Source organism: Variovorax defluvii, from assembly GCF_039541515.1.
GTDB classification, from domain to species: Bacteria; Pseudomonadota; Gammaproteobacteria; order Burkholderiales; family Burkholderiaceae_C; genus Variovorax; species Variovorax defluvii.
The window spans coordinates 82,864-101,980 of the sequence record NZ_BAABGJ010000010.1; the positions used below are offsets into that span (position 1 = coordinate 82,864).

Here is a 19,117-nt window from a genome sequence, read left to right on the forward strand (position 1 = left end):
CAGCCTTCAGCGTGCGGTGCGGCCGAGCAGGCGGCTTTCGCGCAGCGGAGAGCGCACGAGATACGGCACGCGCTCGGCTTCGGCCTTGCGCATGGCCGCGACACCCTTGCCGACCGCCGGCGGAGTGGGGCAAGCGCCGCCCCCGAGCAGTTTCAATGCGGCGGCAAGCCGGGCTTCCGCCGGGTCGCCGAGCGCGTGCGTGAAGTCGTCGGCCACTGCACAGGTCGGTGCGAAGCCGTCGCCGTAGTCGCCGAAGCCCCGGTCGTTGACGCCCTGGAACTGGATGGCGTAGTAGGTGGTGCCACAGTTGTCCTGGGGCGTGAAGCCGTAGGGTTTGCCGCAGGTGCGGCCGCCGACCAGATCGACGACGACGCCGATGCCACGCAGGCTGTTGACGAGGGACTCGCTGGCCGAGCAGGTGTCGGGGCCGCTCAGCACGACGACCCGTGACAGGCCGAGTTGCGGCAGCGGGTACCCTGGCTGTGCCGAGTACCCGAGCGTGGCGGCATGGAAGGGCACCTTGGTGTCTTCGGGCTTCAGCTTGAATGGATTCTTGCTGTTGTAGAGCACCTGCTCGAAGGTCTTGCCCTGGGTCGCAGCGCCGGAGCTCACCATGTAGGCCAGTTCGCTCGCGATGTCGAGATAGCCACCGCCGTTGTAGCGCATGTCGATCACGAGATCGGTGACGCCGATGAACTGGAGCACCTCCATCGCGTAGACGAGCGAGTACTCGGCCGCGGCCGTGTGGTCGTTGAAGAGCAGGTAGCCGACGTACTTGTTCCCGGCTTGGAATGCGTCGAGCAACGGCACCGGTTCGCGCGAGATCGAGGCCGACGTGAGCGTCACGTTGCGCTCGCTGCCGTCGTTCGCGCGCAGCTTGAAGTTGTGCTGCTCTCCCTCGCGCTGAGGCATCACCGCGGCATTGAGTGCATCGGTGTTCGTCGAATTCAGCACGTCGATGCCATCGATCTCGACGAGGCGATCACCCCGCGCCAAAGTGGCTTGCGCGGCCGGGGAACTGGGTTCGACGAAGGCGACGCGGACATCGCGCGGCGGCGAGGTATTCAGGAAGGCGAATTCCACGCCATAGCCGATGCCGCTTCCGTCGCGCGCCATGGCACGGGCCTGTTCGGTGTTGGCCGTGAAGTGGAAGCGATCCTTGGGCTGGCCATTCGCCGTGAGCTTCGGCGTCTTGAGCACGTCGAAATAGGCGATGGGGGTCGCGTAGTCCCTTGCGAGCAGGGTGTTGGGGACTTCGTCGAACCACAGGTAGGTTTCGTCGATCCATGCGCGAACCCAGTCTTTTTCGTGGTCCAGGGTGCCTTTCCGATCGGCAAAGGGAGCGCCGGTGTCGGGGTCGACGCCGGTGCGCGGCACGGCGCATTGGGCGGCGACAGAGGCCGAAGGCACGATGGACTGAAGGACGGGTTGTTGGGCGGGCGCTTCGGGCACCGTCGGTCCTTCCGTTGGCGCCGGACCGGCGGGCGGCGGCGAGGCGGAGGGATCCACAGGCGCCGCAGGGTTGCCGGCCGGCAGCGAGGCGGTGGTATCCGCGGGCGCCGCAGAGTTGGCGGAAGGCGGCGAGTTGGGAGCGTCGTCAGGCGCCGACGGCTGCGTGGCCATCGGCGGGAACACCGGGGCGCCGCCCCCTCCACCACCGCCTCCGCAAGCGGACAGCGCAATGACCCATGCTGCGCACGCTGCCACGCGCGCGACCTTGTTTTCCAGAATTCTCCCCATGCTTCCTCCGATAGATCTTGCCGGACACCACGCCAGCGCGTGGGCGGGGATGCTAGGAAGGCATGGGCCGCGAACGCTGTGGCCGCGACATTTCCTCAGGTTCAGATACGCCGCGCCCTTGCGGCACACGGGCGTACACCCGGCGCTGCAGTCGTCGGGTTCGCCTCGGCCGTTCAGCTCATTGCGGGGTCAGGACCAGCCGGCTCTCTCGAATCGGCGAACGCACCAGGTAAGGTGTGCCGTGTGCCTCCGACTTGCGCAGCGAGGCTGCGGTCTTGCTCGACCCCGGCGCCGGGCATACCCCGGTCCCGAGGAAGCTCAAGGCCGTCGCCAGCCGCGCCTCGGCCGGATCTCCCAGTGCATGGTCGAAGTCGTCGGCGACAGCACAGGTGGGCGCAAAGCCGTCCCCGTAGTCGCCGAAGCCCCGGTTGTTGACGCCCTGGAACTGGATGGAGAAATAGGTGGTTCCGCAGTTGTCCTGCGGCAAGAAGCCGTAGGGCTTGCCGCAGGTCGCACCGCCGATCAGGTTCACGGTGACGCCCACGCCGCGCAGGCTGTTGATCACCGACTCGCTCGCTGAACAGGTGTCCGGGCCGGTCAGCACGCTGACGCGCGACAGCCCCAGGCGCGGCAGCAACTGCCCGACCGGCGTGGAGAAGCCGCGCGACGTCGTGTGGAAAGGCACGATCGCCTGCGCCGGCGCGAGGCGGAAGGGGTTCTTGCTGTTGAACACGAGGCGCTCGAACACCGCGCCGGTGGTCACCGCGCCGCTGCTGACCATGGAAGACAGTTCGCTGGCCACATCGAGCAAGCCTCCGCCGTTGTAGCGCATGTCGATGACGAGGTCGACGATGCCTGCGGCCTGGAGTTGGTTGACGGCTGCGATCAGTGCGGCCTCGGCGGTCGCGAGGTGGTCGTTGAACTGCATGTAGCCTACCGGGCCGCCTGGCGTACCGATGGTCTTCACGTTCAGAACCGGTGCACGCTGCACACGCGCGGCAACGAGGGACAGCGTGCGCTCGGTGCCGTCGGGTGCGCGCAGGCGCAGGCTGTGCGCCTCGCCCTCGCGCACAGGGGACAGGCCACCGTTGAGTCGCGCCGTGTCGGTGCCGTTGACGGCGTCGACACCGTCGACCTCCAGCACACGCGTTCCGCGCACGATGCCGGCCTGCGCCGCCGGCGAGTTGGCCTCCGTGTAGGCCACACGGATGTCGCGCGGCGCGGACGCGCTCAGAAAAGCCCATTCGATGCCATAGCCCACGTCGACGCCACCGCGCGAGAGACTTTGGTAGGTGGCCGTGTCCTGCGTGAAATGAAAACGGTCCTTGGCCCGTCCGGAGGCGGTGAGCTGAGGCGTCTTGAGCACGCTGAACCACGCGACCGGCGTCGCATAGTCGCTGGCGCGCAAGCTGCGCGGCACCTCGTCGAACCAGAGATAGGTTTCGTCGATCCAGCCGCGCACCCAGCGCTTCTCGTCGTCGACGCTGCCGCTGCGATCGGGAAAGACGGCGCCGGTGTCCGGATCGATGCCGGTACGCGGGGCGGTGCACAGGCCGGAGACGCTGGAGGACTCGACGATGGGCTCGTCGGGCGCAGCCAATTGCTGCTGCTGTTGCTGTTGCTGCAGCTGCGGAATCGCTGCCAGTGGCAGAAAGCCACCGCCACCGCCGCCTCCCCCGCCACCACATCCCGACAGCGCCGACGCGCACACGACCAGCGCCGCTGCGCGCTGCCAGACGAACTGCATGCAAACTCCCTCTCGCACCGACGAAATGGCGCGACTCGATGTGGTGGCTAGTTGTGAACGAAACCGATGCCGCGCGATTCGCGCACCTCGGGCTTGATGCGATGCTCCGCTTCGAGCTGATCCAGGAACTCGTCGGCAGAGAACGCGACGGCAAGAATATCGGTCTGGCGTTTCACGGCCGCAAAGTCGCCGGGACACAGCTGCGGCAGGCCGGAAAGCCGGTTCCGGATCTCGTCCGTCAGGGCGGCCGCATCGCCACCCAGCGCCTCGGTGACGAACATGCGCTCGCGCTGCGGGGCCGTGAGCGGCATGAACTTGATCTTGAAGGTGAAGCGGCGCAGAGCCGCCTGGTCCAGGCGGTCGAGCAGGTTGGTGGTGCACACGAAGATGCCGTCGAAGCGCTCCATGCCCTGGAGCATCTCGTTGACCTCGGTGACTTCGTAGGTGCGCTGCGCGCCGCGGCGGTCCTGCAGGAAGCTGTCGGCCTCGTCGAGCAGGAGGACCGCCTTCTCGGCCTCGGCCTCCTTGAACATGGCGGCCATGTTCTGCTCGGTCTCGCCGACGTACTTGCTCATCAAGTCGCTCGCCTGCTTGATGATCAGCGGCCGGCCGATGGCTTTGGCAATATGCTCGGCCAGGGCGGTCTTGCCGGTGCCGGGCGCGCCGTAGAAGCACAGGGTGCCGTGGCCGCGCGCCTTCAGGGCCTCGACGATGCGCGGGATCTCGAAGCGGCTCTCGACGTGGAGCATGTCGAGGTCGTAGGTGGTGACGCTGCGGCGCACGCCGAGGCCATCGACCACGCCGAGCGCCTGGTCGGCATTGCGCAGCTGCCGCTCGATCAGGCCTTCGATCGATGCGCCCTCGGACATCGCCAGGTCGGCGAATCGCACCGCCGTGCGAATCTGCGCCGGCGTCAGGCCCTTGCGCGCCGCCAGCTTGGCGGTGAAGGCCTCGGACACGGCCACGCCCTCGAGCGTCCTGCGCACGAGCTGCTCGCGCGCGCCGGGCGGCGGCGACTTCAGCTCCAGGTGGTAGGCGAAGCGGCGGCGGAAGGCCGGGTCGATCTGCTCGATGCGGTTGGTCACCCAGAGGGTGGGCACCGGATTCGATTCGAGGATCTGGTTGACCCAGGCCTTGCCGCTGACGCTGCCGCTTGCCGGCGCGGCGACCTGCTCGGCTCGCGCCATCAATTGAGCGGCCTCGGTGCTGATCGGCGGGAAGACGTCTTCCACCTCGTCGAAGAGCAGGGCCGCCTGGGCGCTGCCCTTGAGGAAGACCTGCGCGATCTGCAGCGAGCGGTAGCGGTCACGGCCGGAGAGCGAGTTGCCGTCGCGGTCGGCATATTCGACCTCGAACAGCTCCAGACCCGCAGCCTGCGCCACCACTTTCGCCAGCTCGGTCTTGCCGGTGCCAGGCGGGCCGTAGAGCAGCACGTTCACGCCCGGCTCCTTGCGAGCGACGGCGGCGGCGAGCAAGGTCACGAGCATTCGCGTTTCTTCCTGCACGAAGCCGAAATCCTGTTCGGTGAGCGCGCTCTTGGCCGAGGGGCGCGTGAACACCGCCATCAGTTCGTTGTGGTCACGGTACTCGCGCATCAGCACCGGCGGCAGCTTCTCGCTGACCTTCATCAGGTCGGCCAGGTCGGTGATGTTGTGCTCGGAGATCAGGTTCTCGACCAGGCCGATGCGCTCCAGGCGCGAGCCTGCACGCAGGGCCTCGCCCACGTCGCTGGCACTGACCCCCGCGACCTCGGCGATCGCGGCGTAGGCCTCGGGGGCGTTGTTGACCTTGAATTCGACCAGCAGAGAACGCAGGTCGCGCTGGTAGCGGGCCAGCGTGCCGTACAGCAGCAGCGCGCGCTCGGCCTTGTTGAGCTGCAGGAGCCCGGCCAGCGCGTCGATGTTCTTTTCGACCAGGGTCGACTGCTTGCGCAGCGCGTGCGTCAGCCAGTCGCGCGTGACAGCGAGCACCGAGAGCAGGTCCTTGGGCTGATCCTTGGCGTATTCGTCCAGGTAGAAGAAGAGCGTGCCTTCTTCATAGGGGCCGCGCCAAACGCCGTGGCGCTCCAGCAGCGTGCGGTTGTCGAAATGCTCCACCCCTTTCCAGATCTCGTTGCCGGCGCAGCGCCGCCCGAGGAATTCCCGTAGGCGTTGCAACACCGCGGCCGGCCAGACCAAGTGGCGGCCAGTGAGCGAGAGCAGTCCGTTAAGGTCGCGCCGCACGTTGAAGCGGGGGCCCTGCTTGGCCGCGAGCGTGAGCACGAAGTGCGAGCACATGAGCTCCAGCACCGGTGCTTCCTTGAGTCCGGGCGACGGCAATGCATGACCGCGGGAAGCCGCGGCCACGACATCGGCACCGGAACGCTTGACCATCGAGCAACCTCCAGCAGGGACTGAACAGGGAAAACTGACCGCGACCATAGCGCAGACTTTTGGCTTCGGGAAGCCTCGGGGAGGGTAAAAACCCGGATGTTGCGAGTCCGGGTCCACAATGCAGCCCATGCCGGGAATCGAAGACATCGAGCGCGCCGCCCTGCGCCTGCAGGGTCAGGTTCTGGAAACGCCTTGCGTGGAGTCCCGCACGCTGTCGGAGATCGTGGGGGCGCAGGTCTTCCTGAAGTTCGAGAACCTGCAGTTCACCGCTTCCTTCAAGGAACGCGGCGCGTGCAACAAGCTGGTCGAGTTGTCCGAGCAGGGGGTTCGGGGCGTGATCGCCATGTCGGCCGGCAACCACGCCCAGGGCGTGGCCTACCACGCCCAGCGCTTGGGCCTGCGCGCGTTGATCGTGATGCCGCGTTTCACTCCGGGCGTGAAGATCGAGCGTACCCGCGGCTTCGGCGCCGAGGTGGTGCTCCACGGCGACACGCTCGACGAGGCGCGCGCGCACGCGTTCGCCCTGGCCGAACAGCAAGGGCTGAGTTTCGTCCATCCCTACGACGACGAGGCGATCATCGCGGGGCAGGGCACCGTGGCCCTGGAAATGTTCGATGCCGTGCCGGACCTGGATACGCTGGTCGTCTCGGTCGGCGGCGGCGGCCTGATCGCCGGCATGGCGCTCGCCGCGAGGGCGCGCCGTCCCGATATCGAGATCGTGGGCGTGCAGACGCGGCGCTTCCCGACCATGGTCAATGCCATCCAGGGCACGCAACATGCTATCGGCCAGAGCACGATCGCGGAGGGGATCGCGGTCGGCACGCCGGGCGTCCTGACCCAGGCCATCATCAGCGCCCAGGTGAACGACCTGCTGCTGGTGGATGAGGGCGACATCGAGCAGGCGGTGCTGATGCTGCTGGAGATCGAGAAGACCTTGGTCGAGGGTGCCGGCGCCGCGGGGCTGGCAGCGCTGATCCGACATCCGGATCGATTCCGCGGCAAGCGGATCGGGCTGGTGCTCTCGGGCGGAAACATCGATCCGCTGCTCTTGGCGGCGATCATCGAGCGCGGCATGGTCCGCGCCGGCAGGCTCGCCCGAGTGCGCGTGAGCGCACGCGACGTCCCGGGCTCGCTGGCCCAGATTACGGCCACTGTGGCAGAAGCGGGCGCCAACGTCGACGAGGTGCACCACCAGCGCGCCTTCACCATGCTGGCTGCGCAGAACGTGGACATCGAGCTGGTCCTGCAGACTCGGGGGCGCGAGCACCTCTCTGCCGTCCTCGAAGCGTTGGCCCGCGCCGGCTTCGAGGCACAGGAGCAACGGTAGGGGGACAAGCCCTTAGATCATGGTCGACCGGTCAGTCGGTAAAATGGCCTCAGTTTTCCCTTTCCAAGGAATCAGATGTCCAACCCCACACCTGTTGAGCCCGGCAAGGCTGCCGCCGTCGAACATGATGCGGTCGAGTCGATCGTTCACCTCATGCCGCTCGTGCTGCCGGTCGCCGGTGGCGTGCTGATGCTCTTGCTGGCCTCGATCGCCGTCTATATGGCCTGACAACCGAGTGCGAAAGCGGCGGACACGGGGTGTCCCGCCGCCCAGCGAGGATCTCACGCCTTTTGGGCTACTCGCCCCTCTCCCGAGACAAAGCCGTTTTTTCCAACGGACCTCTGCGGCCCGCGGCCCCGAGCCCCGTTCGGAAAGACTGTTTTTCAACTTAGGAGACTTTATGAACGCACCGCTGAAAGGCCTGGCCGTGCAGGCGCCCGCGTACGTCAAGAACGCAAAACTGATCGCCTGGGTCGCGGACATGGCTGCCCTGTGCAAGCCCGAAGCCATCCACTGGTGCGATGGCAGCCAGGAAGAGTACGACCGGCTTTGCCAACAGATGGTGGACGCCGGCACCTTCAAGAAGCTGAACCCGGCGAAGCGGCCGAACTCCTTCCTCGCCAACTCCGACCCCAGCGACGTCGCCCGGGTGGAAGACCGCACCTTCATCTGCTCCGAGAAGAAGGAAGATGCCGGCCCCACCAACAACTGGATGGCGCCGGCCGAGATGCGCGCCACCCTGCAGCCCCTGTTCGACGGCTGCATGAAGGGCCGAACCATGTACGTGGTGCCCTTCAGCATGGGCCCGCTGGGTTCGCCGATCGCGCACATCGGCATCGAGCTGTCCGACAGCCCCTATGTCGCGGTCAACATGAAGATCATGACCCGCATGGGCAAGGCCGTCTATGACGTGCTGGGCGCCGACGGCGAGTTCGTGCCCTGCGTGCACACCGTGGGGGCGCCGCTCCAGGCGGGCGAGAAAGACGTGTCCTGGCCCTGCAACAAGACCAAGTACATCGTCCATTACCCCGAGACGCGTGAAATCTGGAGCTACGGCTCGGGCTACGGCGGCAACGCCCTCCTGGGCAAAAAGTGCTTCGCTCTGCGCATTGCCTCCAACATGGGCCGCGACGAGGGCTGGCTGGCCGAGCATATGCTGATCCTCGGCGTCACCAGTCCTGAGGGCAAGAAGCATCACGTAGCTGCCGCCTTCCCGAGCGCTTGTGGCAAGACCAACTTCGCGATGCTGATCCCGCCGGCCGGCTTCGAGGGCTGGACAGTCACGACCATCGGTGACGACATCGCCTGGATCAAGCCCGCGGCGGACGGCCGCCTGCGTGCCATCAACCCCGAAGCCGGCTATTTCGGCGTCGCACCCGGCACCAATATGCAGACCAACCCGAACTGCATGGCCAGCCTGGACCGCGACGTGATCTTCACCAACGTGGCACTGACCGACGATGGCGACGTCTGGTGGGAAGGCATGACGGACGAGGCCCCGGCCCATGCCATCGACTGGCAGGGCAAGGAATGGACGCCGGCAATCGCCCGCGAAACCGGCGCCAAGGCAGCCCATCCCAACGCGCGCTTCACGGTCGCCGCCACCAACAATCCGGCGCTGGACAGCGCCTGGGACGACCCCAAGGGTGTGGCGATCGACGCCTTTATCTTCGGCGGACGCCGCTCCACCACGGTGCCGCTGGTCACCGAGGCGCGCAACTGGGTCGAGGGCGTCTATATGGCGGCCACGATGGGCTCGGAAACCACCGCGGCCGCCGCCGGCCAGCAGGGCGTTGTGCGACGCGATCCCTTCGCGATGCTGCCCTTCGCCGGCTACAACATGAGCGACTACTTCCAGCACTGGCTGGACCTGGGCAAGAAGCTCGAGGCCAGCGGTGCGCGACTGCCCAAGATCTACACCACCAACTGGTTCCGCAAGGGTGAGGACGGCAAGTTCACCTGGCCGGGCTATGGCGAGAACATGCGCGTGCTGAAGTGGATGATCGACCGCATCGAAGGCCGCGGCGACGGTGCGGAGCACGTGTTCGGCGTGAGCCCGCGCTACGAGGACCTGAACTGGACCGGCCTGAACTTCAGCGCCGAGCAATTCAAAACCGTCACCCACATCGACAAGGCCGCGTGGCAGGCCGAGCTCAGGTTGCATGCGGAGCTGTTCGAGCAACTGGCGCACCACCTGCCGAAGGAACTGCCGCAGACCAAGGCCGCCATCGAGCAGCGCCTGGCCGCCTGATCGGTACGTCGCTGCAAAAAAAAGGCCGCCCGGGAAGGGCGGCTTTTTTTTTCGTCGAGACCGCGGTGGCGATCAGTAGTGCTGGTTCAGGTTCACCTGGCGCAGTGCTTGGTATAGGCCGGGCATGTTGGCGTCGGCAGTCACGCTGAGTTGAGCCTGCTCGGCTTCGCGGCGTGTGCGGATTGCATGCAGGTCGCGAAGGATGCGCGGATCTTGCTTGGAATAAGCAAGAAACTGCGCGTCCGCGCGAGCGGCGGCGCGGCGACGGGCGACATTGCGCGCAGCCGAGACAGCGCGAACGGCCAAGCCACGCGCCGTTCCGGCGAAGAAGGCAAGCGCTGCGAAGGCCACGCCCCAGAGCACAAGCCAAGCCACCAGCAGGCCACCTTCACTCCAGGTGGACATCAGCTTGTCGGCGACGACGAGCAGCGAGGAAACGATGGCTGCCAGCAACAGGGCTGCGAGGCCGCGGGCGCCGTCGAAGCCGCGGCGAGCAATACGGATGTGTTCGATGACGGCTTCAGCACGGGCAACGCCCGGGTGACTTGCCGGTTGGTCAACGTGGACAAAGCTGGTCATGGTGATAGTCCCTCCTTCAGGACAGCGATTGGCGGTAGCCGATGCGGTGATATTAGGGGTTTCCCTGATGTTTTCCCAATTTATCCTACTGATGTCTATCATTCACATCGATGATAGATGTCAACTTTCGCACCCTTGACTTGAACCTGCTGCGCGTGTTCGACGAGGTCATGGCGGAGCGCAATCTCACGCGGGCAGCCCGCAATCTCTCGATCACCCAGCCTGCCGTCAGCAATGCCCTTCGCCGGCTGCGCGAGACCCTGGGTGACGAGCTGGTGCGCCGATCGGGCGCAGGCGTTGAACCCACCCCCCGCGCGCTGGCGCTGTGGCCCACAGTACGGGATGCTTTGCGGCAGTTGCAGCACACGCTGGCGCCGCACGAATTCGATGCCGCCGTCGCCGACGACACCTTCGTTCTCGCCATGGCGGACGCCACCGCCGCCGAGCTAGTCCCCGGCTTGGTCCGCATTGTGGAAGAAGAGGCACCCGCGATCTCGCTGCGGGTGGTGCCGTTGACCACCCGAGACCCGCGGCCCTTGCTCGAGAACAAGGAGGTGGACATGGCGATTGGCTACTTCCCCCTCGTCAGCGCAAACCTGGCGGCGCGGGGCCCTTCGAGCACCGCCGCGCAGCCCTTCGAGGCGCAACGGCTCTACATCGGTGAATACGTCTGTGTGATGCGGCAAGGCCATCCGCTGGCCGACCACCCCCTGACGTTGGACGCCTTCTGCGCCGCCCGACACCTGCTGGTGACCTTTTCCGGCCGGCCCTACGGCTTCATCGACCAGACCCTTGGGGCGCTGGGACGGGAGCGGCGCGTGGTCGCGACTGTCAACCAGTTCTTGACCGCCGGCCGCGTCGTTGCAAATTCCGACCTTTTGACGGTGCTGCCCCGCCATTTCGTGAAGGTCGCCGGCATCGAGCAGCTGGTGCTGCGTGAACTGCCGTTTCAGCAGCCGCTGGTGCATGTGGATGCCGTCTGGCATCGACAGGCCCAGCAGGACCACGCTCACGAGTGGTTGCGCGAGGCGCTGCTGCGTTCTGCCGCGGCCGCCTTCGCCGATGCAAAGCCGCCCCGGCCAGCGGAGGAGTTCAGCGAACGACGCTGAGCCAAGCGCTGGCGGCGGCGCGCAGTTCCTGGGCATGGTGCGCGTCCAGGCCGGCGCGGCAGTCGGCGCTTTCCATCAGGATATTGGCGGGGCTGGTAGCGGTTTCAGGCGCTGCCAGACGAAACCGGCGACGCATCTGGGCGATGAAGCTGAACATGGCAAGTGCGCGGGCTTGTTCCGCGCTAGGGTTGGTGATCTCCCAAGATTAAGGGTTTTCCCTAGCATTTCCAGTGAAAACCTTATGCGTGATGCGCATGGGACCATTCGCCTAGACTGTGTGACATGAAGCTCCAGTTGCTTTCGGATCTGCACCTGGAGGTTCACCCCCGGCTCGAAATCACTCCGGCGCCGGGTGCGGAACTTCTGGTCCTGGCGGGCGACATCGGTTCCTATCAGACTGGATCTCGCATCGATGACGACGATTTCGGCCTGTCGCGCTTTTCGCCTCGGCGGGGCTGGCCGACGCCGGTGCTTTACGTGCCAGGCAACCACGAGTACGACAACGCCGACTTCGACGCCACGCACGCGCGCCTGCGCTCCCTCTGCGGAGCGCTCGGCATCCAGTGGCTGGAGCGCGAGACGCGCGTGATCGACGGCGTCCGCTTCATCGGCACCACGCTGTGGGCCGACTTCGACGCCTTGATCGAGCCCGGCGACAGCATGGCTGAAGCGCTCAGGAAACGCGGCAAGGCGATGCGTGCGGCCAATTTCTACCTGGAGAAGACAGCCACGATGCGCAACGGCGAGATCTTCCTCGCAGACTCTTTAAGAGAGCACTCACTGACGTGCCAGGCTTGGCTGCGCGAAGCGTTGGCCCAGCCTTACGACGGGCCGACCGTGGCCGTCACCCACTTCGCCCCCAGCCTCGCCAGCGCAGATCCGCGCTACGGCCTGAGCCCCGGCACCGCCGGCTTCTGCAACACCCTGGACGACTTGCTGCCGCAGGCCGACCTGTGGCTGCATGGCCACCTGCACTGCGCCTTCGACTACGTGAAAGACGGCTGCCGTGTGGCCGCCAATCCCCTGGGCTACGTGGGCAAGGGCGAACAGGAAGGATTCCGCCCCGACTGGCTGATCGAGGTGCCGGCGCCGCGCGCCAAGCGCTGATCCAGGCGTCAGGCCTCTTGCACCCCCGCAACGCCGGCTTCGACCGCGAAGCGCGCCTGCGTCTGGAAGCGCGCATCGGCCGACACGGGATGCGCGGTCGCCCGGAACTCGCAATGCAGCCCCTTGGGCGTCACGTCGATCAGCGCATAGCCACGCTCATCGCCCCGCGCATGCGCGACGTCGGGGTTGTCGCGCCGCAGTTCCTCCATGGCCCGCCGGCTGGCGCCGCGCGAGCTGATCGAGCCGCCGACGAACTCGCTGGCGACCACCGACGAGGTCGTGTCGTTGGGCCGCGCCCGCAAGTCGGCGGCCACGAAACGGTGCACGTCGCCGCCCAGCACCACCACGTCGCGCACGCCGGCGTCCGCGATGCCCTGTAGAAGTTGCCGGCGCGCTTCGGGGTAGCCGTCCCAGCCGTCGGTCCAGAACTGGCGGCCACGCGGTGCCTCCAGGCTGGTGGAACTCATCTGCGTGGACTGGCCCAGCAGCTTCCACTGCCGCCTTGAGGCCGACAGGCCCTGGGCCAGCCACTGCGACTGCTCGGCGCCGAGCATGGTGCGCGCCGGGTCCGACAGCGCCTCGCAGCCGATCACCAGCCGGCCCCAGTCGCGTGCCGGGTCGGGGCAGGCGTGGTGGCTGCGGTGCTGCCGGCAGTCCAGCGTCCAGAGCTCCGCCAGCCGGCCCCAGGTGAAGTGGTCGTGAATGCGCATCGACGAGCCTTGTGGTGGCACCAGCAGCGGCATGTGCTCGAAGTAGGCGCGGTAGGCGGCGGCGCGGCGGGCCAGGAAGGCGGGGGGATCGGTGTAGTCCGGGTCGCGGTCATTCGCGTAGTCGTTGACCACCTCGTGGTCGTCCCAGGTCAGGATCCACGGATGCGCCGCATGCGCGGCCTGCAGGTCCGCATCTCGCTTGTAGAGCGCGTGGCGCTCCCGGTAGGCGTCCAGCGTGAGGGGTATCGGCGCGCCGTGGCGGCGCAATTCGGGGGTGCGGCTGAAGCCCTCGTAGATGTAGTCACCGACGAACAGCACGAAGTCCAGCGCGTGGGAGGCGATGTCGCGGTGCGCGGCGTAGTAGCCGTGCTCGTAGTTCTGGCAGGCCGCGACCGCCAGGCGCAGCCGCTGCACCGGCGCATCGACGGCCGGCGCGGTGCGCGTGCGGCCCACCGGGCTTCGCGCATCGCCGCAGCGGAAGCGATACCAATACTCCCGCTGCGGCGACAGGCCCTTCACGTGTGCGTGCACGCTGAAAGCATGCTCCGCATCGGTCACGACCTCCCCTTGCGCCACGCGGCGCTTCAACCCGGCGTCGGCGAACACCTCGTAGCCCACGGCGCAGCTGCGAACGCCTTGCAGGTCCTCCCCCTGGGCGGGCGCCAGCCGGGTCCACAGCACCACGCTGTCCGGCCGCGGCTGGCCACTGGCGATGCCGAGGGTGAAGGGATCGGCACGCCAGCGCGGCGCCGGTTGTGCCTGCGCGGTGCGCAGCGCGGACCAGCCGCCGAGCGCCAGCCACAAGGCAGCGCGGTTCAGGTCGCGTCGATGAAGAGCCATGAAGAACGTTTCCTACAGAAGTGATTCGCCCACCCAGGGCAGAAGCAGCCAATTCTTGAAGCGCAGCCAGTAGTGACCGCCCGGTTCGTCCTCGTGGACGATGTCCTTTCCGTCGTCATCCGACTCCACCCACTGCACGCGGTGGCCGTCGGATGCGAGCCGCAGCCGGTAGGCCGCGCTGCTCCGGCTGGCGGCGACAAGCGTCCGGTAGTCGGCCACGAGCTCGGGGCTGTCGATCAGCAGTCCCGATTCCGTGTTCACCGCCGCGGAGCGGTGGTCCATGTTCATCGAGCCGATGAAGAGGAAGCGATCGTCGACCACGGCCAGCTTCGCGTGCAGCCGGCTGATCGAACGCCCGAAGTCGCCGAAGTGACCCGAGCGGCCGGTCAGTTCGGGCGCAATCTCGCGGATGGTCACGCCGATGCGCAGCATCTCGGCGCGGTAGCGCGTGTAGCCTGCATAGACCAGCGGCTCGTCGGTCGCGCCCAGCGAGTTGGTCACCAGGAAGATGCGCCCGGGCTGGCCGCCGGTGGCCTGCTTCATCATCGCCATCCCGCGCTCGCCCGGCACGAAATAGGGCGACACGATGGTCACCTCGTGGCGTGCCGCGTCAAGCGCCCGCAGCGCGCCCTCGGTGACACTGCCGCGGAAAGCCTCGGCATCGCTGCCACGAACGATCTTCCTCGGATCGTCGACGAACAGCTGCGAAGAAGCCCAGCGCAGCTCGAGTGCGCCGCCGTCCAGCTGCCGACCGACGGAGCTGCGATCCATGACGTCGTGCGCCCGCACCGGCAACTCCGGCAGACCTTCCCCGGCGAGCGCATCGAACTGCGCGCGCCGCGCCGAGGGCGCCACCGCGCTCGCGATCACCTCGCCGACCGGCCGCACCTGCTCGCTGTTCCAGTAGCGATCGAAGCCTGCGGACATCTCGCGCACCACCGGCCCGCAGGACAACAGGTCCATGTCGATGAAGTTGGCAGCGGTGTTGCGCATGAAGTATTCGCTCGCGATGTTGCGCCCGCCTGTCACCGCGCAGCTGTTGTCGGCCACCAGCAGCTTGTTGTGCATCCGGTGGTTGATGCGGCCGAACTCGTGCAGCGAGAAGAGGAAGCGCATCGACAGCGATTCAGCCCGAGACGGCAGCGGGTTGAACAGCCGCAGCTCGACGTTCGGATGGGCGGCCAGCCCCAGCAGCAGCATGTCCTCGCCGCCCGTGTAGAGGTCGTCCATGAGAAGCCGCACGCGCACGCCTCGCGCGGCCGCGTCGCGCAGTTCGCGCAGAAACAGCAGACCAACTTCGTCGTGCTGGATGTGGTAGTACTGCACGTCGAGCGACATCTGAGCGCGCCGGATCAGCGCGACGCGCGCCTCGAAGGAGAATTCCGCCTCCGGCAGCAGCCGGAAGCCTGAAAGCCCCGCAGTGTCCACGGCAACGGCCGGCATCGAGCCGCGCACGATCCGCGCCAACGGCGTGTCCCCCACCTCGGTCAATGCATGGCTTGGCATGCGGGGACCGGGCGGCGGCAGCGTCGCGCAGCCGCCGAACCAGACGGAGGCGGCGAGCAGCAGGACGGCGCGAACATGCGCGAGCAACGGCATGCGCCGCAATGTAACGCCGCCATGCCGCCGTGGGCCCGCGAGGCCACCCCTATGATCGGCGCCCATCGGAAGCAGCAAGGGATACGCGTGCTCAACGGCTTGTGGCTTGGTTTTTTTCTGGCGGCGGCACTGGCTGCCTTGTCCCGCTGGCTGGTCGGCGGCGATGCCACGGTGTTCGGCGCCCTGGTCGAAAGCCTCTTCGCGATGGCCAAGCTCTCGGTCGAGGTGATGGTGCTGCTGTTCGGCACGCTCACGCTGTGGCTGGGCTTCCTGCGCATCGCCGAGGCTGCAGGTCTGGTGGCCGGGCTGGCGCGGCTGCTGGGGCCTCTGTTCCGGCGCCTGATGCCGGAGGTGCCTGCGGGTCACCCGGCGCTCGGCCTCATCACCATGAACTTCGCGGCCAACGCGCTCGGCCTGGACAACGCGGCCACGCCCATCGGACTGAAGGCGATGCGCGAGCTGCAGAGCCTCAACCCCAGCAAGCACACCGCCAGCAACGCGCAGATCCTGTTCCTGGTGCTCAATGCCTCCTCGATCACGCTGCTGCCGGTGAGCATCTTCATGTACCGCGCGCAACAGGGGGCGGCCGATCCGACGCTGGTCTTCCTGCCGATTCTGCTGGCCACCAGCTGCTCCACGCTGGTCGGCCTGGTCTCGGTGGCCTTCGCGCAGCGGCTGAAGTTGTGGGACCCGGTGGTGCTGGCCTACTTCCTGCCCGGCGCCCTGATGTTGGGCGGCTTCATGGCGATGCTGGCCACGCTCTCCGCCTCGGCGCTGGCCGCGCTTTCTTCGCTGCTCGGCAACCTGACGCTGTTCGGGATCATCGTGGTCTTCCTGCTGGCAGGGGCGCTGAAGCGGGTGAAGGTCTACGAATGCTTCGTGGAGGGCGCGAAGGAAGGCTTCGACGTGGCGAAGAACCTGCTGCCCTACCTGGTGGCGATGCTGTGCGCGGTCGGCGTGCTTCGCGCTTCCGGCGTGCTCGACATGGCGCTGGCCGGCATCCGCTGGGCCGTCGGCCTGACCGGCTGGGACGCACGCTTCGTCGACGCACTGCCGACCGCCCTGGTCAAGCCCTTCTCCGGCAGCGCGGCGCGCGCCATGCTGATCGAAACCATGCAAACCCAGGGAGTGGACAGCTTCGCCGCCCGCGTGGCGGCCACCATCCAGGGCAGCACCGAGACCACCTTCTACGTGCTGGCGGTCTATTTCGGCGCGGTCGGCATCCAGCGGGCGCGGCACGCGGTGGGCTGCGCGCTGCTGGCCGAGCTGGCAGGGGTGCTGGGCGCGATCGGCGTGGGCTACTGGTTCTTCGGCTGAGGCAAGAAGCCGCCCGGACGCGCCCGGCAGGCCGATCGGACAGAATAGCCCCTCACTTTCCCGCTTTCCCGTGACCGCTCCAGCCCAGGCGCAACCGCCCTCCTTCACTCCCGACGAGTTCCGCCAGGCCCTGGGTATGTTCGCGACCGGCGTCACCATCGTCACCGCGCGCGCCGGCAACGGCCGGCTGGTGGGGCTGACGGCCAACTCCTTCAACTCGGTGTCGCTGGAGCCGCCGCTGGTGCTGTGGAGCCTGGCGCGCAGTGCCGCCTCGATGGCCGCGCTCAGCACCGGCTCGCACTACGCCATCAACATCCTCGGCGCCCACCAGAAGGCGCTGGCCGAGCGCTTCGCCACGAAGGACGTGGACCGCTGGGCCGAGGTCGACTTCATCGAGGGCCTGGGCGGCGCGCCGGTACTGGCCGGCGCGGCGGCGAGCTTCGAGTGCTTCAACCGCAGCCGCTACGACGAGGGCGATCACGTGATCTTCGTCGGCGAGGTGGAGCGCTGCACGCACAGCCCGGGCGCCTCCCCGCTGCTGTTCCATGGCGGGCGCTTCTACACCGAACACCCGCTGTAGCCCGCCTCAACGCCGGACCTTGAGCTTGTACCGGAAAGCGTCGGCGCGGTAGACCGCGGTCTCCACGTGCACCGGCCCGCCGCCGGCCAGGTGCAGCAGGCGCTCCACCTGCAGCACCGGCGCGCCGGCTGCGAGCTGCAGCAGCCTCGCTTCCTGCGGCTTCGCCAGGCCGGCGCCGATCTCGAGCTCGGCCTCGCCGATCTCCAGGCCGCCCTCGCGCTCGAACACGTCGATCAGGTCGCGCTGCGAGAAGTCCACCCGCGCCAGCCTTTCGCCCAGGAAGCGCGGCAGGTAGGAGCTGTTGAGCGAGAGCGGCGCGCGGTCCAGGTAGCGCAGGGTCTGCAGGTGGTACACCGTCTCGCCCGCCGGCAGCTGCAGCTGGCGCGCCACCGCCGGCGGTGCCTTCACCTCGCGCCAGGCAAGCCGCTTGCTGCTCACCGCATGCTGCTCAGGCAGCATCGCCTCGTTCAGGCCCTGCAGGCGGTTCAGGCTTTGCGCTGCCCTCGGATGGGACACGAAGGCACCCTTTCCGTGCAACTTGACGATCAACCCCTCGGTCTGCAGGGCGGCCAGGGCCTGACGCACCGTGATGCGGCTGACGCCGTGCTCGACCGTGAGCTCCGCCTCGGACGGCAGCTTGGCCCCGGGCGCGAGTTCGCCGTCGAGGATGCGCGCGCGCAGCGCGTCGCGCAGCCGGGCATGCAGCGACTGCGGCAGTTCAGCCATTCATGCCCTCATCGCCAACGCTGGCATGCAGCTTGCATTGCTTGTCATAACTTGTCATAACAAGTACATTCCGCACCGCCAGGGTGCTTCTTTCCGTTCATCACACACCGAGGAAACGACCATGTCCGCAGCCCGAGCCTTCATCCGTTCCACCGCCGCCGCGCTGGCCTTCAGCGCGGGCCTGGGCCTGGCCCAGACGCCGAGCTATCCCGCCAAGCCCATCACGCTGATTGTGCCGTTCGCTGCCGGCGGCGGTGTCGATGCGACGGCCCGCCTGCTGACCGCCCGGCTCGGCGAGCTGCTCAAGCAGCCGGTGGTGATCGAGAACGTGGCCGGCGCCGCCGGCACCATCGGCACCCAGAAGGCGGCACGCTCGGCGGCCGACGGCTACACGCTGCTGTTCGCGGTGGCCAGCCCGCTCAACGTGGCGCCGCTGGTGGCACCCTCGGCGGTACGCTACGACAGCTTCAAGGACTTCGTGCCGGTGGGCACGGTCGGCACCTCTCCCTTCGTGCTGATCGGCAAGACCGCCCTGCCCGCGAACAGCACTGCCGAGCTCATCAAGCTCGCCAAGTCGCAACCCGGCAAGCTCAACTTCGGCACCGACGGCGTGGGCACCTCGCTTCACGTCACCGCCGAGCTGTTCAAGCAGCGCGCCGGCCTGGACCTGGTCCACGTGCCCTACAAGTCCGGCCCGCAGGTGCTGACCGACGTGGCCGGCGGCCAGGTGGACCTGGCGGTGCTGCCGCTGTCGCTGGCCCAGCCGTTCATCAAGGACGGCAAGGTGCGCGCCTTTGGCGTGACCTCCCTCGCCCGGTCACCCAGCGCGCCCGCGATTCCGACGCTGTCCGAGTCGGCCGAGCTCAAGGGGCTGGAGATGGATGCCTGGCTCGGCATCCTCGCCCCCGCCGGCACGCCGGCCGCGGTGACGAGCGCCTGGGTCGCGGCGCTCGACGCCACCCTCAAGGATCCCGAGATCGTGCGCAAGCTCGGCGACATCGCGGTGAAGCCGCAGTTGATCGCCGGCCCGGCCTTCGCCGACTACCTCGCCAAAGAACGCAAGGCTATCGCCGGCGTGGTGCAGACGGCCGGCATCAAGACCGAATGAGGCCG

Annotated in this window: 16 protein-coding genes; 8 read left to right on the plus strand and 8 right to left on the minus strand. The window is 67.6% G+C overall.

The genetic code is table 11. The annotated features are described in order from the left end of the window. Positions 1 to 6: 6 nt before the first annotated feature. The 3 genes from ABEA07_RS06610 to ABEA07_RS06620 all read right to left on the minus strand — a co-directional run bounded on the left by ABEA07_RS06610 (position 7) and on the right by ABEA07_RS06620 (position 5,859). The gene (locus tag ABEA07_RS06610; RefSeq protein ID WP_345536682.1) at positions 7 to 1,452 is read right to left on the minus strand and encodes a S41 family peptidase; all 1,446 of its coding nucleotides are present in this window, start codon (positions 1,450 to 1,452) and stop codon (positions 7 to 9) included. A 466-nt stretch (positions 1,453 to 1,918) separates the two neighbouring features. Continuing rightward, a complete protein-coding gene (locus ABEA07_RS06615; RefSeq protein ID WP_345536684.1) occupies positions 1,919 to 3,487 on the minus strand; it encodes a S41 family peptidase in 1,569 nt (522 codons plus the stop codon). Positions 3,488 to 3,534: 47 nt separating this feature from the next. Continuing rightward, positions 3,535 to 5,859 (minus strand): ATP-binding protein, encoded by a 2,325-nt coding sequence (locus ABEA07_RS06620; protein ID WP_345536686.1) that lies wholly within the window; start codon positions 5,857 to 5,859, stop codon positions 3,535 to 3,537. A 127-nt stretch (positions 5,860 to 5,986) separates the two neighbouring features. Between ABEA07_RS06620 and ABEA07_RS06625 the strand changes: the two genes are divergently transcribed. The 3 genes from ABEA07_RS06625 (at position 5,987) to ABEA07_RS06635 (ending at position 9,437) form a co-directional block, all read left to right on the plus strand. Beyond that, positions 5,987 to 7,186, plus strand: a complete 1,200-nt coding sequence (locus ABEA07_RS06625; RefSeq protein WP_345536688.1) for a threonine ammonia-lyase — start codon at positions 5,987 to 5,989, stop codon at positions 7,184 to 7,186. Between the two features lie 75 nt (positions 7,187 to 7,261). Then, positions 7,262 to 7,414 (plus strand): hypothetical protein, encoded by a 153-nt coding sequence (locus tag ABEA07_RS06630; protein ID WP_345536690.1) that lies wholly within the window; start codon positions 7,262 to 7,264, stop codon positions 7,412 to 7,414. A 172-nt stretch (positions 7,415 to 7,586) separates the two neighbouring features. After that, positions 7,587 to 9,437 (plus strand): phosphoenolpyruvate carboxykinase (GTP), encoded by a 1,851-nt coding sequence (locus ABEA07_RS06635; protein WP_345536692.1) that lies wholly within the window; start codon positions 7,587 to 7,589, stop codon positions 9,435 to 9,437. 72 nt (positions 9,438 to 9,509) lie between these two features. On the opposite strand, the gene ABEA07_RS06640 is transcribed toward ABEA07_RS06635, so the two are convergent. Continuing rightward, positions 9,510 to 10,016 (minus strand): hypothetical protein, encoded by a 507-nt coding sequence (locus ABEA07_RS06640; protein WP_345536694.1) that lies wholly within the window; start codon positions 10,014 to 10,016, stop codon positions 9,510 to 9,512. A 113-nt stretch (positions 10,017 to 10,129) separates the two neighbouring features. Here ABEA07_RS06640 and ABEA07_RS06645 point away from each other — a divergent pair, with 113 nt between their 5' ends. Continuing rightward, positions 10,130 to 11,125, plus strand: coding sequence for a LysR family transcriptional regulator (locus ABEA07_RS06645; protein ID WP_345536771.1), 996 nt, complete (start codon positions 10,130 to 10,132; stop codon positions 11,123 to 11,125). On the opposite strand, the gene ABEA07_RS06650 is transcribed toward ABEA07_RS06645, so the two are convergent. After that, the gene (locus ABEA07_RS06650; RefSeq protein ID WP_345536695.1) at positions 11,109 to 11,282 is read right to left on the minus strand and encodes a hypothetical protein; all 174 of its coding nucleotides are present in this window, start codon (positions 11,280 to 11,282) and stop codon (positions 11,109 to 11,111) included. The two genes, ABEA07_RS06645 and ABEA07_RS06650, sit on opposite strands and share 17 nt — an antisense overlap. Positions 11,283 to 11,407: 125 nt before the next feature. On the opposite strand from ABEA07_RS06650, the gene ABEA07_RS06655 reads away from it, so the two are divergent. Continuing rightward, a complete protein-coding gene (locus ABEA07_RS06655) occupies positions 11,408 to 12,232 on the plus strand; it encodes a metallophosphoesterase (protein ID WP_345536696.1) in 825 nt (274 codons plus the stop codon). Between the two features lie 8 nt (positions 12,233 to 12,240). On the opposite strand, the gene ABEA07_RS06660 is transcribed toward ABEA07_RS06655, so the two are convergent. Both ABEA07_RS06660 and ABEA07_RS06665 read right to left on the minus strand, forming a co-directional pair. Further along, complete coding sequence (locus ABEA07_RS06660) at positions 12,241 to 13,782, minus strand: alkaline phosphatase D family protein (RefSeq protein WP_345536697.1); 1,542 nt, start codon at positions 13,780 to 13,782, stop codon at positions 12,241 to 12,243. A 12-nt stretch (positions 13,783 to 13,794) separates the two neighbouring features. Beyond that, positions 13,795 to 15,381: a phospholipase D family protein gene (locus tag ABEA07_RS06665; protein ID WP_345536699.1), complete on the minus strand. Its 1,587-nt coding sequence runs from the start codon at positions 15,379 to 15,381 to the stop codon at positions 13,795 to 13,797. An 87-nt stretch (positions 15,382 to 15,468) separates the two neighbouring features. Here ABEA07_RS06665 and ABEA07_RS06670 point away from each other — a divergent pair, with 87 nt between their 5' ends. Both ABEA07_RS06670 and ABEA07_RS06675 read left to right on the plus strand, forming a co-directional pair. Continuing rightward, complete coding sequence (locus tag ABEA07_RS06670) at positions 15,469 to 16,698, plus strand: nucleoside recognition domain-containing protein (protein ID WP_345536700.1); 1,230 nt, start codon at positions 15,469 to 15,471, stop codon at positions 16,696 to 16,698. Positions 16,699 to 16,834: 136 nt separating this feature from the next. Beyond that, a complete protein-coding gene (locus ABEA07_RS06675) occupies positions 16,835 to 17,278 on the plus strand; it encodes a flavin reductase family protein (protein ID WP_425584081.1) in 444 nt (147 codons plus the stop codon). Between the two features lie 6 nt (positions 17,279 to 17,284). Here ABEA07_RS06675 and ABEA07_RS06680 read toward each other — a convergent pair whose 3' ends face one another. Beyond that, positions 17,285 to 18,004 (minus strand): GntR family transcriptional regulator, encoded by a 720-nt coding sequence (locus tag ABEA07_RS06680; protein WP_345536702.1) that lies wholly within the window; start codon positions 18,002 to 18,004, stop codon positions 17,285 to 17,287. Positions 18,005 to 18,125: 121 nt separating this feature from the next. Here ABEA07_RS06680 and ABEA07_RS06685 point away from each other — a divergent pair, with 121 nt between their 5' ends. Then, positions 18,126 to 19,112, plus strand: coding sequence for a Bug family tripartite tricarboxylate transporter substrate binding protein (locus ABEA07_RS06685; protein WP_345536703.1), 987 nt, complete (start codon positions 18,126 to 18,128; stop codon positions 19,110 to 19,112). Positions 19,113 to 19,117 lie beyond the last annotated feature (5 nt).

Excerpts from the sequence above, each read along its gene's own strand:
- ABEA07_RS06635 (WP_345536692.1), top strand. The coding sequence starts at position 7,587 with ATGAACGCACCGCTGAAAGGCCTGGCCGTGCAGGCGCCCGCGTACGTC.
- ABEA07_RS06660 (WP_345536697.1), bottom strand. The coding sequence starts at position 13,782 with ATGGCTCTTCATCGACGCGACCTGAACCGCGCTGCCTTGTGGCTGGCG.
- ABEA07_RS06665 (WP_345536699.1), bottom strand. The coding sequence starts at position 15,381 with ATGCCGTTGCTCGCGCATGTTCGCGCCGTCCTGCTGCTCGCCGCCTCC.
- ABEA07_RS06680 (WP_345536702.1), bottom strand. The coding sequence starts at position 18,004 with ATGGCTGAACTGCCGCAGTCGCTGCATGCCCGGCTGCGCGACGCGCTG.
- ABEA07_RS06625 (WP_345536688.1), top strand. The coding sequence starts at position 5,987 with ATGCCGGGAATCGAAGACATCGAGCGCGCCGCCCTGCGCCTGCAGGGT.
- ABEA07_RS06655 (WP_345536696.1), top strand. The coding sequence starts at position 11,408 with ATGAAGCTCCAGTTGCTTTCGGATCTGCACCTGGAGGTTCACCCCCGG.
- ABEA07_RS06685 (WP_345536703.1), top strand. The coding sequence starts at position 18,126 with ATGTCCGCAGCCCGAGCCTTCATCCGTTCCACCGCCGCCGCGCTGGCC.
- ABEA07_RS06640 (WP_345536694.1), bottom strand. The coding sequence starts at position 10,016 with ATGACCAGCTTTGTCCACGTTGACCAACCGGCAAGTCACCCGGGCGTT.
- ABEA07_RS06675 (WP_425584081.1), top strand. The coding sequence starts at position 16,835 with ATGTTCGCGACCGGCGTCACCATCGTCACCGCGCGCGCCGGCAACGGC.
- ABEA07_RS06620 (WP_345536686.1), bottom strand. The coding sequence starts at position 5,859 with ATGGTCAAGCGTTCCGGTGCCGATGTCGTGGCCGCGGCTTCCCGCGGT.
- ABEA07_RS06650 (WP_345536695.1), bottom strand. The coding sequence starts at position 11,282 with ATGTTCAGCTTCATCGCCCAGATGCGTCGCCGGTTTCGTCTGGCAGCG.
- ABEA07_RS06630 (WP_345536690.1), top strand. The coding sequence starts at position 7,262 with ATGTCCAACCCCACACCTGTTGAGCCCGGCAAGGCTGCCGCCGTCGAA.
- ABEA07_RS06615 (WP_345536684.1), bottom strand. The coding sequence starts at position 3,487 with ATGCAGTTCGTCTGGCAGCGCGCAGCGGCGCTGGTCGTGTGCGCGTCG.